General features: G+C 36.7%; 17 protein-coding genes. 15 read left to right on the forward strand and 2 right to left on the reverse strand.

What is annotated here, in order from left to right; translation table 11 throughout:
• Positions 1 to 7 precede the first annotated feature (7 nt).
• A complete protein-coding gene (locus tag AAFN87_RS03085; RefSeq protein ID WP_347789523.1) occupies positions 8 to 778 on the reverse strand; it encodes a TSUP family transporter in 771 nt (256 codons plus the stop codon).
• A gap of 142 nt (positions 779 to 920) precedes the next feature.
• Here AAFN87_RS03085 and AAFN87_RS03090 point away from each other — a divergent pair, with 142 nt between their 5' ends.
• The 3 genes from AAFN87_RS03090 to AAFN87_RS03100 all read left to right on the forward strand — a co-directional run bounded on the left by AAFN87_RS03090 (position 921) and on the right by AAFN87_RS03100 (position 2,769).
• Positions 921 to 1,289 (forward strand): DUF4181 domain-containing protein, encoded by a 369-nt coding sequence (locus AAFN87_RS03090; protein WP_347789525.1) that lies wholly within the window; start codon positions 921 to 923, stop codon positions 1,287 to 1,289.
• Positions 1,290 to 1,427: 138 nt separating this feature from the next.
• Positions 1,428 to 1,943: an RNA polymerase sigma factor gene (locus tag AAFN87_RS03095; RefSeq protein ID WP_347789526.1), complete on the forward strand. Its 516-nt coding sequence runs from the start codon at positions 1,428 to 1,430 to the stop codon at positions 1,941 to 1,943.
• Entirely contained in the window at positions 1,903 to 2,769 is an 867-nt protein-coding gene (locus tag AAFN87_RS03100; protein WP_347789528.1) for a hypothetical protein, read from the forward strand. The genes AAFN87_RS03095 and AAFN87_RS03100 overlap by 41 nt, the downstream gene beginning before the upstream one ends.
• A 176-nt stretch (positions 2,770 to 2,945) precedes the next feature.
• Here the strand turns inward: AAFN87_RS03100 and AAFN87_RS03105 are convergent, their stop codons facing one another.
• Positions 2,946 to 3,884, reverse strand: coding sequence for a DUF1385 domain-containing protein (locus tag AAFN87_RS03105; RefSeq protein WP_347789530.1), 939 nt, complete (start codon positions 3,882 to 3,884; stop codon positions 2,946 to 2,948).
• Between the two features lie 131 nt (positions 3,885 to 4,015).
• On the opposite strand from AAFN87_RS03105, the gene AAFN87_RS03110 reads away from it, so the two are divergent.
• The 12 genes from AAFN87_RS03110 to accC all read left to right on the forward strand — a co-directional run bounded on the left by AAFN87_RS03110 (position 4,016) and on the right by accC (position 12,764).
• Positions 4,016 to 4,465, forward strand: a complete 450-nt coding sequence (locus AAFN87_RS03110; RefSeq protein ID WP_347789532.1) for a hypothetical protein — start codon at positions 4,016 to 4,018, stop codon at positions 4,463 to 4,465.
• Positions 4,466 to 4,498: 33 nt separating this feature from the next.
• A complete protein-coding gene (gene aroQ, locus AAFN87_RS03115) occupies positions 4,499 to 4,927 on the forward strand; it encodes a type II 3-dehydroquinate dehydratase (protein WP_347789534.1) in 429 nt (142 codons plus the stop codon).
• Between the two features lie 24 nt (positions 4,928 to 4,951).
• Positions 4,952 to 6,010 carry a M24 family metallopeptidase gene (locus AAFN87_RS03120; protein WP_347789536.1) on the forward strand — a complete coding sequence of 353 codons (1,059 nt, stop codon included), beginning with the start codon at positions 4,952 to 4,954 and terminating at the stop codon, positions 6,008 to 6,010.
• A 15-nt stretch (positions 6,011 to 6,025) separates the two neighbouring features.
• Positions 6,026 to 6,583 (forward strand): elongation factor P, encoded by a 558-nt coding sequence (gene efp, locus AAFN87_RS03125; RefSeq protein ID WP_347789538.1) that lies wholly within the window; start codon positions 6,026 to 6,028, stop codon positions 6,581 to 6,583.
• A 261-nt stretch (positions 6,584 to 6,844) separates the two neighbouring features.
• Positions 6,845 to 7,864, forward strand: a complete 1,020-nt coding sequence (locus tag AAFN87_RS03130) for an NAD(P)H-dependent flavin oxidoreductase (protein WP_347789540.1) — start codon at positions 6,845 to 6,847, stop codon at positions 7,862 to 7,864.
• Positions 7,865 to 8,101: 237 nt separating this feature from the next.
• Positions 8,102 to 8,311: a stage III sporulation protein AC gene (locus tag AAFN87_RS03135; RefSeq protein ID WP_347789541.1), complete on the forward strand. Its 210-nt coding sequence runs from the start codon at positions 8,102 to 8,104 to the stop codon at positions 8,309 to 8,311.
• 3 nt (positions 8,312 to 8,314) lie between these two features.
• The gene (locus AAFN87_RS03140; protein ID WP_347789543.1) at positions 8,315 to 8,692 is read left to right on the forward strand and encodes a pyruvate formate-lyase; all 378 of its coding nucleotides are present in this window, start codon (positions 8,315 to 8,317) and stop codon (positions 8,690 to 8,692) included.
• Positions 8,693 to 9,604, forward strand: coding sequence for a stage III sporulation protein AE (locus AAFN87_RS03145; protein ID WP_347789545.1), 912 nt, complete (start codon positions 8,693 to 8,695; stop codon positions 9,602 to 9,604).
• A gap of 191 nt (positions 9,605 to 9,795) precedes the next feature.
• Entirely contained in the window at positions 9,796 to 10,170 is a 375-nt protein-coding gene (locus tag AAFN87_RS03150; RefSeq protein WP_347789547.1) for a hypothetical protein, read from the forward strand.
• The gene (locus tag AAFN87_RS03155) at positions 10,167 to 10,700 is read left to right on the forward strand and encodes a SpoIIIAH-like family protein (RefSeq protein ID WP_347789549.1); all 534 of its coding nucleotides are present in this window, start codon (positions 10,167 to 10,169) and stop codon (positions 10,698 to 10,700) included. The genes AAFN87_RS03150 and AAFN87_RS03155 overlap by 4 nt, the downstream gene beginning before the upstream one ends.
• 194 nt (positions 10,701 to 10,894) lie before the next feature.
• A complete protein-coding gene (gene accB, locus AAFN87_RS03160; RefSeq protein ID WP_347789550.1) occupies positions 10,895 to 11,389 on the forward strand; it encodes an acetyl-CoA carboxylase biotin carboxyl carrier protein in 495 nt (164 codons plus the stop codon).
• Positions 11,390 to 11,402: 13 nt separating this feature from the next.
• On the forward strand, positions 11,403 to 12,764 hold the full coding sequence (accC, locus tag AAFN87_RS03165) for an acetyl-CoA carboxylase biotin carboxylase subunit (RefSeq protein ID WP_347789551.1): 1,362 nt from the start codon (positions 11,403 to 11,405) through the stop codon (positions 12,762 to 12,764).
• Positions 12,765 to 13,143: the final 379 nt, after the last annotated feature.

Here is a 13,143-nt window from a genome sequence, read left to right on the forward strand (position 1 = left end):
CGTTTTTTTATTGTGTCACATAATCAAATATGTTTTTTGCGATTAATACACTTGTCATTACTATAAATAAAATTCTAACATATGTAGTGCCACGTTTTAATGCAAAGTGTGTACCGAAAAAAGCACCTACAATCATCGCAAAGCCCATAATAAGCCCGTATGTAAAATTCACTGCACCGAGTAATAAAAACATTAGTAGCGCGGCAATATTACTCATAAAATTCAGCAACTTCGCATTCCCAGACGCTTGCAGGAAATCAAAGCCCATTAATAAAAAAGCGAAAATAATAAAAGAGCCAGTGCCTGGTCCTAAAAACCCATCATAAAAGGCGATGAAAATGAGCGTTGCAAAAAATAATAGCTTACGTTTTGCGGTCATCACTTTCGGAGCTGCCACACCACCAAAATCTTTTTTAAAGACCGTATAAATTAGCACTACAATAAGCATGACAAGAACTAGTGGTTTTAATAATTCAGCTGATAAGTAATGCACCGTCCAAGCACCTAGCATAGAGCCTAAAAAAACGAGAGGCAAAATGGGTCCTAGAAGTTTGAAATCTATTTTCCCTGCTCGTAAGAATGTAAGCATGCTAGTTAAATTACCCATCGAAGCAGCTAGCTTATTTGTCGCAATCGCAGTAGCAGGAGGGAGCCCAACGAACATTAGCGCAGGCAGTGTAATAAGTCCGCCTCCACCGACAATCGCATTAATAAAGGCACCTAGAAAACCGAACACAAATAATAAAATGACTGTTAATAAATCCATATCTAGTACCATAGTAAATTGCTCCTAAAATAGAATGTATTGAAAGCGTACCTAAATTATCGAATAATGTAAATAGTTGTTAGGGTAATCACTTCTATTTATCTAGCTAATTATGATAAATTAGATAGAATAATGTAATGAAAAGAGTGTTGAAATGGAGTTTTTAGTATTATTTGTGATAGTTGTATTGTATCAGTGGTTTTTTATCCCAATTTTGAAAAGAAAAACAGGGTATTTGCGTGGGGAACCGACATTATTTTATGATTATAAAACGAAATGGCAGCTACCATTTGAGTTATTAGTAATTGCGCTTGTTGTTATTTGTATTGCTACTTTAACACCTGTGCTACAGTTTGGAACGGTTTTATTTATTCCAACGGGTTTTATATTAATATTAGTGATGCGCGGTATTCTAGAGAAAAAGTATATGGCTGATATGCGTCATCATATTATTTCCTTTACACAAGCTTTTTCCATAGCCCTCGTGTTTATAGCCATATTAATTTATGCATTTATTCAGTAGATAATCGATATTTTAATAGTTATTCAATTTCTCTTATTAGGGATCGCAGTCTAAATCCATCATTTTTTGATGGATTTTTTTAATACTACTGATTCCAATGATGCGGTCGATCGTCTATTGAGGTAAGGAGGGAGATTAGTGGATCGTATATATAATGAGCATTACGCACTCATTTTTAAATACATATTATACTTAACTGCCGATAAAGAGTTAACACATGATTTGCTGCAGGAGACATTTTATCGGTTTTATAAAAATACGCGCCAAGTTCAGCAAGAAAAAGCACTGCTTGTCAAAATTGCTCGCAATCTAGTATACGATTATTTCCGTAAAAAGCGCTTGTTGTCCTTTATACCTTATCAAAAAGATACACGTATTGATGACAAGCCGCTGCCAGAGGAAATAGTGGAGCGCGGTGAAGAAATTGTAGCGCTATACAAAGCTCTTCAGCAGATTAAGTTATCTTACCGTGAAACAATTGTATTACGGTACATTGAGGAGTTTTCAGTGAAAGAAGTAGCGACAGCGCTTAATTGCAGTGAAATTCAAGTGAAAAATAATACAGCGCGCGGACTTAAGGCACTAAGAGCGTTGCTAGAAGGGGGAGAGAGCGGTGGAAAAACGGCTACAAGAACTTTCCAACATTCAGATTGATGAGCAGCAAAAGCAACAATCATATGCACAAATTAACCGGCGGTTGCAACGACAAAGTTGGAAAATCCCAATGATCATCATTAGTTTTTGTGCTATTTTTATGTTGCTTGTAGTAACAACTCCCGAACTTCAGCAAGCGCAAAACGAGACACAAATATCTAAAATAGTCGTTGCACAAGGAGAAGCTAATGTAGTAAGTGCATGGCAGTTTGGTGTTCGACAAATTGTTGATGAGCAGCAATTACTAGACTTTGCCGCTATTTATGAGAGGCTACATAAAGTTGAAGATTTAGAGCTATTACAAATGCCTAGTTTTACGATAAAAATAATATTTTCCGATAAAACATCGAAAAGATATAAAATTTATCCATATGATGGAAGAGAATCAAGTATATTTTATGAAATAGACACATCAACTTATTTCCAAACGGCGGAATCTACTTTTGGAGATGTATATGATACATTGGATAGCCGGATAGAAAATAATCTTGTTCTACTCTGGTTTGTGCCATTGGGGTGTTTTATGTATATCCAACTTAGAATAAATAGGAAAATGCGCGTTATAGGAGAAAAAGACCGTAAACTGCCGCGTCATTCAACATATTGGCAAAGTGTTAGCGCAATAATTACGGGTATATTAGTCTTTTCTTTAATAGGTAACAATTTACATTTTGGATGGATAGTATTGATTTTGTTACTCAATCTCGTCATTTGTTTATTTCTTGAATCACGCTATGGTAAAAATCAATGGCGTTATGTTGCATTTGTAATGGATTCAGTATATGTTCTATTCTTTTTCTTTTTATATTTTTATATCATTTACTAATTCATTAAAAAACGACCAAGCAGGGGCTTGGTCGTTTTTCATAGGAATTTATGTGCTAATAAGGGTTTCGTGAAATATATTAATATATCGTGAAATTCTAGCGATATATCGTGAAATAAATCAATATATCGTGAAATCCTAGCCATTTATCGTAAAATCAATTAATATGCCTTCATTTAGTCATGATGTAATGTAGCGGCGATTTCTGGATTGCGTTCCACTTCATGCAATTTCTTAAATGAAGCGATTGCAACTTCTACTTGGTCGTCTTTTGGTTCTTTTGTCGTTAAAAGCTGTAGCCATAACCCAGGGTAGCCTAAATAGCGTAGTACTGGGACGTTACGTAGGGCATTTGTTGCTTGTAACACTTCAAATGAAATACCGATCACGACTGGTATTAATAAAATACGGCTTACTAAACGAACCCAAAATGGATCAGTCGGTACTAGGAAGTATACAAATAAACCGACAAAAACAGTGAATAGTATAAAGCTAGAACCGCATCGGTAATGTAGGCGAGATTGCTTTTGTACATTCGCAACCGTTAATTCAAGCCCTGATTCATAACAGTTAATTACTTTATGTTCGGCCCCGTGGTACTGGAATACACGTTTAATAATGGGCGCCATCGAAATAACGTATAAATAAGCAAACAATAAAATTAATTTAAAGCCGGACTCAAGTAAAATTTGAACGGTTTTTCCAGGGAACCAAGGCTTTAAAAATTCAGCTAAAAACATTGGTACTAAAGTAAAAACAAATTTACCAAATAAAAAAGATAATACACCGACAACCGCTACTCCTAAAATCATTTGTAGTTTCGAAGTTTCTTCTTCTGAGTCTTCATCTTCTTCACCTGGGTTGACATCATAACGCTCACTAGCAAACTGTAAATGCCTTGAACCAAATCCTGCTGATTCAATAAGTGCAATGACACCACGCAAAAACGGTATTTTCTTTAATTTTTGAAATAATGGTTTCTTCTCTTTAGTCACATGGAAATAATCGATTGAGTCATCGTTGCGACGAATCGCTGTCACCATATGATCTTTCCCCGCAAACATAACACCTTCTAAAAGTGCTTGCCCGCCATATACAGGTGCTTCCTTGCTCACGTATGTACACCACTCTCTTTTAGTATCAGAATATTAACTTCATTATTGTACTAAATTTTCGTGAATACGACTACGAAAACGCATATCATTTGTTAAATTTGGTGAAACTAAAGTGAAAAGGAGGTTTTTTTTTGTTATTAGCAGTTATTACAAGTATTGTAAGTGCAATTTGGCTTGCCGGTTCTCTAAAAATTTTACATTATTTTTCTTTAATCGATTGGCATCCTGTAGGTTTTACGAAAAAGTGGGATATAGCAGAAAACGCCTTTTCGTCATGGATGATATTAATCCTTCTTTTATTTATTGGTTCACTTATTCTCTATCTATTGATGCAATATTCATGGAAGGTACCTGCGTTTTTAACATCACTTGTTATCGGAGTGGCGATTGCAATTGTTGCAGAGTGGATTATTTATGATTTGCCAGCAGAAAATGAATCATTTCAAGAATTATCGATTCCTTTTATAATTATTGTCGTAATAACATGCCGATTTATCATTGAAACAGCGAAATTCCATTATCGTACAAAAAATGTCGATAGTCGAAATAAGTTGATGTATAAAGACTCTATGATAAAATAAAACCATGTCGTCATTAAGAAGGAGAATGGTCATATGAAGCTATTCGTTTTAAATGGTCCAAACTTAAACAGACTTGGTAAGCGGGAACCGGAAATATACGGTAAGGAAACATTAGAAGATATAAAAATACGATTACAATTGCTTGCAGAAAACTTTAATGCAAGCATTGATTTTCGTCAATCGAATCACGAAGGGGAGCTTATTGATTGGATTCACGAAGCAGAAGATAGCGGCATAGCTGGCATTGTTTTTAATCCGGGTGCATATACACATACGAGTATTGCGTTACGTGACGCGATTGCAGCAGTGAATGTGCCGGTAATTGAAGTACATATTTCCAATATTCATAAACGCGAAGCATTCCGCCACCATTCAATGCTAGCTGCAGAGTGTGTAGGTCAAATTTGCGGTCTGGGTACAGTTGGCTATGATCTTGCAATCCGCAAGTTTTTAGAAAAATAATATTAAACAAAGGGGAAATTAAAAATGAAATTAGTAAAATTACGTCAAGCTTTAATCGATAATAACATCGATGCATTGTTAATTACAAATGAATATAACCGCCGTTATATGACTGGTTTCACAGGTACAGCTGGGGTGGCAATTGTTTCTAAAAAAGATGCTGTATTTATTACAGATTTCCGTTATACAGAGCAAGCGGCAGCGCAAGTGAAAGATTTCCGTATCGTTCAGCATACCGGAACGATTTTTGCAGAAGTAGCAAATCAAGTTGCGCTAATGGGTATTAAAACATTAGGTTTTGAGAAAGATACCCTTACATATGGTATGTATGAGCTTTATAAATCTGCAGTAAATGCTGAATTTGTACCTTTTTCAGGTTTAATTGAAAAAATTCGCTTGATTAAGACAGAGCAAGAGATTAATATTATTAAGGCTGCATGTGAAATTGCAGATAATGCTTTCACACATATATTAGGCTTTATTGAGCCCGGTAAAACAGAGCTTGAAGTTTCGAATGAATTAGAATTTTTCATGCGCAAACAAGGTGCAACAAGTTCATCTTTTGATATTATTGTCGCAAGTGGTATTCGTTCAGCATTACCACACGGTGTTGCGACTGATAAAGTAATTGAAAAAGGTGACTTCGTAACACTTGATTTCGGTGCTTTATATAACGGCTATATTTCAGACATTACACGCACAATAGCAGTTGGACAGCCTTCTGACAAGCTAGTAGAAATGTATAATGTTGTACTAGAGTCACAACTTCTAGCACTTGAAAAAGTTGGTCCTGGCATGACAGGTATCGAAGCTGATGCAGTAGCACGTGATTATTTAAAATCAAAAGGCTATGGGGAAGCATTCGGTCATTCAACTGGTCACGGGATTGGTTTAGAAGTGCATGAAGGCCCTGGACTTTCATTCCGTTCTGAACAAGTATTAGAACCGGGCATGGCGGTAACAATAGAACCAGGAGTATATTTACCGGGTATCGGCGGTGTCCGTATTGAAGACGATATTTTAATCACAGAAACAGGCAATGAAAAATTAACTCATTCTACAAAAGACTTAATCATTTTATAATTTGGAGGAATACACATGATTTCAGTAAACGATTTCCGAACAGGTTTAACTATCATCGTTGATGGTCAATTATACCGCGTACTTGATTTCCAACACGTAAAACCAGGTAAAGGTGCTGCATTCGTACGTTCTAAATTACGTAACCTACGTAATGGTACTGTAAACGAAAAAACTTTCCGTGCTGGCGAGAAAGTAGAAAAAGCAATGATCGAAAACCGTAAAATGCAATATTTATACGCTCAAGGTGATGAACACATTTTCATGGACCTAGAGTCTTATGAGCAAACAGAAATTCCTGCAGTTCAAATTAAAGATGAATTAATGTACTTACTTGAAAATATGGAAGTACACATTCAATCATACCAAGGTGAAATGCTAGGTGTTGAATTACCAAACACGGTTGTACTTGAAGTAGCTGAAACGGAACCAGGTATTAAAGGTGATACAGCTTCCGGTGGTTCTAAACCAGCTAAAATGGAAACTGGTTTAATGGTCAATGTACCTTTCTTCGTAAACCAAGGGGACAAATTAATTATTAACACAACTGAAGGTACTTACGTATCACGTGCTTAATCTAATTAAAATTCAGCTTTAAATCGAAATGCATCGAGAGATTACTCTCGGTGCTTTTTTTTATGTGAAGAGATAGTTGGAATAATTGTAAAATAATTAGTGAATAGCATTAATTTTTGGATTAAACGAATAAAAATTGTTTCGTTTATTCACTGTTTTCATTATTCTGTTCATACTTTTTTTAATGATTGTAAATTTATATAAACTATATATAGCGATAATGTAAAATAGAGTTTACAATTTAAGGTAGAGGTGATAAACATGTTACAGCAATTTAATATTCATAAACCAATTATTCAAGCGCCAATGGCAGGAGTTACGACACCGAAATTAGTAATCGCTTGCTGTGAGGCAGGAATTTTAGGGTCGATTGGTGCAGGTTATTTAAACGGTGATGACACTAGAGCTTTTATCCGAGAAGTGAAGAAAGGAACGGATAAACCTTTTGCTGTCAATTTATTTATTCAAGAAGAACCAAACATTGATGTAAATGTATTACAACAGGCGAGAGCGGCATTGCAACCGATATATGAAGAATTAAATATTCCTGATCAGCAAACTGTTATTTCGGATGAATTATACGCCGATCAGCTTCAAGTAGTGATTGATGAGCAAGTGCCGATTTGCTCGTTTACGTTTGGTATCCCTACAGCTACGGATATTCAGTACTTAAAAGAAGCAAATATTTATACAATTGGTACGGCAACAACATTGCAGGAAGCACTTGCAGTTGAGGCGGCTGGACTTGACGCAGTTGTTGTGCAAGGGAGAGAAGCGGGAGGCCACCGCGGCTCGTTTATCGAACCGATGCAGCTCATTTCGCAGCAAGATTTACTAGCTCAAGTAATTGATAGAGTGAAAATCCCAGTAATTGCAGCGGGTGGGATCATGACGACAGAGCATGTAAGTACTGCGCTAGAAAATGGTGCAGCCGCTGTTCAACTCGGTACGGTTTTTTTGGTTGCGACTGAATCAGAAGTTTCTACCGTACATAAAGTGGCTATTTTACAATCTAAAGAGCAAGGCACGACATTAACAAAAGCGTTTACAGGAAAAATAGCACGTGGATTACAAAACGACTTTACAGAGCGCTTAAAAGATGCTGTTGTCGCTCCGTATCCATTGCAGCATCATTTAACACTCGCTATTCGCAAAGAAAGTGCAAAACAAATGCGCCCCGAATTTTTATCGCTCTGGATGGGGGAAAATAGCTATATGGCAAAAAAAGCTCCTGTAGAAACTATTGTAGAAACATTACTAAAAGATGTTGTACTCCGTTAAGAAGTAATAGAAAGGGGTTGTCCAAAAAAGTGAAAACTTTTCGGACACCCCTTTCAATCCTTTATAATCCCAATCAAAATATATTACTCCGGCGTTGGTCTCATTAAAATACCACTACTTGGAGAGTAAAGGTGCCGTCTCAAAATAGCTTTTCAGACGACACCTTTTTTCTATGAGCTAAGCTAGTTCTACTAAAACATCCAACCTCATATAATGCGTTACGTGAGGAGGTCAAATTTGGAGCTTCAAGATGTATTGCGCGTGGCAGGGGTTGGCCTTGTCATTGCTCTACTACATGTTTTTTTTGATCAAACTGGAAAAAAGGAATTCTCCTTTTTCCTATTTTTCATTGCGTATTTGTATATGACGGCAGAGTTAATTAGATTTTTACGGTTGTTTTTCAATGAGATTATCATTTTCTTTCAGTGGTTAACTTCCACTAGGTAACATGTGACAACTCTGTTTTCCGCCGTCATATTACTGTTACTACTCCTTTTCCTTAGACAAGCAATACCAGCTTTACATCCACTATTTGCCGTTATTTTTTTCTTTGTATTTTTTCAATTTGTATTTTTTCAATCACTTATCCCTTTTGTGCGTCATTTTATCGGACTCGTTCAACATGTACCGTATGCTGTATCACTAATTTACACTGCCGCACTATTTCTACTTGGTGAGCTTTTGTACACGCTATTAGTTGAAAATGAATACGAGGCGATTGGGGAATTATTGTTGCTAGTAGTCCGAATTACACTAATAATGTATTGGATATCAGAGCTAGAGCCAGTTATTCAATCATTATCAAGTCTCTTAAAAAGGGTGCAATAGATGGAAATAATATTTGCCATATTTCGTGATCCTATTGCTAATGTATTGTTTATTTTTACAGTAATCATGGCCTATGTTTTTATTTTTTTACTACTAGAAGCATTTGTTCCAACCTTTAAAGATTGGCTCGATCCGTTATTTATTCTACTACTTACTTTAACTCTTAGTAAAATTATTTTTGACTCGTTTCAGCTAATGAAACAACTTGCAGAAGTATTCTCTGCTTTCTTTTTAGCATTAATTCCAGTATTGACGTCTGTGATGATCGTGCTCCAATCCGTACTCGCATTCGTCGCATGGAGCCCAATTGTCTTGTTTTTAATGCAACTCTTAATGCATCTCAGTAGCAATGTACTCATTCCGGCTTTATTTACTTCACTCGTATTTGATTTCTGTACACGATTTTTGCCGAATATTTCTTTTAAAAAGCTTGCTGATCTAATACGTATGATGAGCATGGCTATGATTGCCGCATCGTCCCTAGCCATATCAATGGTATTAACGTTTTCGGGTGTTGCATTTTTTACTGTCGATGCGGTCGTATCTTCTCCGTTAAAAAAAATGGTGGAACAGACAATTCCTTTCGTCGGATCCATTGTTGTGCAAGGATTTTCGTTATTTCAAAAATTCCAAGGGACAGCGACGACAATTACTGGCTTTACGACGATTACAGCTTTTTGGGCAGCCGCCTTTTATCCAGCAGGAACGCTTCTTGTCTACGCATTTAGCTGCAAGTTTTTAGGTGCTATTACAGAGCCTTTTACGAGCGGGAATGTAAGTGGCTTTATTGACGATATTGGCAATACATTATTTGTATTATGTGCAGTCGCTATAATAATTGGTTTTACGTTTGTTTTTATATGGTTGTTATTATTTATGATTGTACAGTTAGGGGTGGGGAAAAGCTTTTGATGACAATACTTGCTCTTATTATAATAGGCCAATGTTTACTACTGTTAGCAAATGAAAAACGTTTTCTAGTTTATATTAGATTAGCAATATTTCTCTGTTTCTATTCAATTGCTATTAGTTTTTTCAGCATATAACAAGCAATTAGTTCATACAATGTGATGACTTTTAAGAAAGGGGGCGCCTGCTAATATGTGGAGAAGAAGCGATTAAGTCGTCCTCTTCTAATCGTTCCGGTCATTATTTTCGGTATCTATCTTTTCATGACGCAAAATAATTCCGCGTCAACGGACTCCGGTGCAGAAACTTTATTAGAGCAAACGCTGCAGGAGATGGAAGGTGTTGGACAAGTAAAGATTTACGTTCATTACGAGCAGCAAACACAAGCTTTACTTAGCGATTATTTTCGTTCCAGTGAAGGTGGTGTCACAGGTGTACTAATTGTCAGTGAAGGAGCGGTGGAGCCGAAAGTGCAGCGCGAATTATTACAAGTGGTTAGTCGTGTAATGCAAATACCAGCACACCGAATTATGATTGTACCGATGCGAAAAAAAGGAGATGAATCATGAAAGTAAAACGTAGAACAGTGTGGTTATTAACTTTAGTGAGTTTAGCGGCAGTAATTTCTGTCTATTATGTATTTGAAAGGGATAGTAAACTGAATCTAATGGCGATTTTTTCTGGTGATACGATGCAAGAAACATCGCTAACAGGTACAGATGAGACGACACCTGTCCAATCAGAAAGTCATTTATTTGAACAAATGCGTATGGAAATGAGCCATCAACGAAGCCAGTTACGCGAGCAATACACACAGAAAATCGGTTCTGATCAATATACAGCTGAAGAAAAGAACGTGGCATTTAATGACATGAATGCTTTAATAAAACAAGAATCATCTGAAGCAATGTTAGAAATGTTAATAAAGTCATTAGGTTATCCTGATGCGTTTGTCCGTGTAGAAGATGAAAAAGTTGCTGTAACGGTAATGTCTGATGAAATATCAAAAGCACAAGCAAATGAAATTGCTTTCATTGTGATGTCTGAACAAGGAGAAGGCGTCAAAGTAACGGTAGATTTCAAATCAAATTATTACTAAAAAGTACGTAAGAAAGCCTAAAATTTTCTGCTGTGTTATATAGCAGAAAATTGCGGAAATGTATACTTTTTCGAATTGAATGCGCTAACTTATGTGTATTTTTATTATTTTTGAATTTATCTATTTCAAAATGTTCAAATAAACTATAAAATAGAAATCGTAGTTATAAAATTACACATAAGGGAGAGTTAATAATGTTCAAAATTCAAGAAATTCGTGAAATAATTAAATTAGTTGACGCTTCATCAATAGATGAGTTCGTTTATGAAGAAGGCGGAGCTAAAGTTAAACTTAAAAAGAACGGCGGAGTAACTGAAGTTGTAGCGCCTAAAAAAGAAGTAGTAGCACCTCCTGTTGTACAACAAGTACCAGTAGCATCTGCGCCAGTAGCACCGACTCCAGTAGCGGCACCAGTAGCAGAAGCAACACCAGTGAGTGAGGATGTATCACTACATAAAATTACATCTCCGATGGTAGGTACTTTCTATCAATCACCGAATCCAGAATCTCCAGCATACGTAAAAGTAGGCGATAAAGTTGGCGAAGAGTCGATCGTATGTATCGTTGAAGCGATGAAATTATTCAATGAAATCGAAGCTGAAATTAAAGGTGAAATCGTTGAAGTTCTAGTGAAAGACGGCCAATTAGTAGAATATGGTCAACCTTTATTCTTAGTGAAAGCTGAATAAGGGAGTGACTCCAATGAAAAAAGTATTAATCGCAAACCGTGGCGAAATTGCTGTACGTATTATTCGTGCATGTAAAGAGCTAGGTATTCAAACTGTTGCAGTATATTCAGAGGCAGATTCAGAAGCACTACATGTAAAGCTAGCAGATGAAGCGTATTGCATAGGCCCTAAATTGTCGAAAGATTCTTACTTGAGTTTCCCAGCTTTACTTGGCGTAGCACAAAAAACAGGCGCTGACGGTATCCACCCAGGATATGGTTTCGTTTCTGAAAATGCTGATTTTGCTGAAGCTTGTGAAAAAGCAGGAATTAAATTCATCGGTCCATCATCTGATTCTATTAAAATTATGGGTATTAAAGACGTTGCACGTACTACAATGGAAGCAGCAGGTGTTCCACTTGTACCAGGTACTGGTATTGTGCCAAATATCGAAACAGGTAAAGAATGGGCTGCAAACATTGGCTACCCTGTTATTATTAAAGCAACAGCTGGTGGTGGCGGTAAAGGTATCCGTGTAGCACGTACTGAAGAAGACCTTGTTAAAGGCATCGAAATTACGCAAAAAGAGGCTGCTGCAGCATTCGGTAACCCAGGCGTATATTTAGAAAAATTCATCGAGTACTTCCGTCACTGCGAAATCCAAGTATTAGCGGATGGATATGGCAATGTAGTGCACTTAGGTGAACGTGATTGTACAGTACAACGCCGTATGCAAAAACTTGTTGAGGAAGCGCCGTCTCCAGCATTATCTGCTGAGCGTCGTGCCGAAATGGGTGCAGCAGCGGTAAAAGCAGCACAAGCATGTAACTATGAAGGTGCTGGTACAATTGAGTTTATTTATGATTACCAAGAGGACAAATTCTACTTCATGGAAATGAACACTCGTATCCAAGTAGAACACCCAGTAACAGAAATGATTTCTGGTGTCGATCTTGTTCAACAACAATTGAAAATCGCTTCTGGTGAGAAATTACCTTTCGCACAAGAAGATATTAAATTAAACGGTTGGGCGATTGAATGCCGTATTAATGCTGAAAATGCTTACAAAAACTTCATGCCTTCTGCTGGTAAAGTAACTGATTACTTAGCACCAGGTGGCTACGGAGTGCGAGTAGACTCAGCAGTATATCCAGGTTATTCAATTCCTCCATATTATGATTCAATGGTTGCTAAGCTTATTGTTCATGCAGATACACGTGAAGAAGCTATCGCAAAAATGAATCGTGCATTAAGTGAATTCGTAGTTGATGGTGTTCATACAACAATTCCATTCCACGAAGCACTAATGAACAATGAAGTATTCAAATCTGCTAAATTCAATACGAAGTTCCTAGAAGAGAACGACGTTTTAGGTGTTTCACAAACTACTAAGTAATTACTTAGGGAGTTTAGTGGAATAGAATAGGGAATAGAACGCATTTCAAATATCGCAATAAAATTACCTTCTAACATTCAATTGTTAGGAGGTTTTTTATTTGGCTAGACATTTGAGCGTGTTATACAGCGCTTAAACGCAGACGGTGAAATAAAGGGAGAAATTGAAGGTATGTTCTATGATGTGACTGCAACCCATTCAGTGGACTTCAACATATTTATGTCCTGTATGGCAAATAAGGATTTTATTTGTACAGTTGGTTATAGTACAAGAAAGATAGGTTTGGTGGCTATGATGTTCCCTTATCTAAGTTATCTGCTGAAGCAGGCATCGTTAAACGAACATCGATTAAGTATATGGACTTCTTGAAGGGTTACCG

This window comes from Solibacillus sp. CAU 1738 (assembly GCF_039888725.1).
Lineage (GTDB): Bacteria > Bacillota > Bacilli > Bacillales_A > Planococcaceae > Metasolibacillus.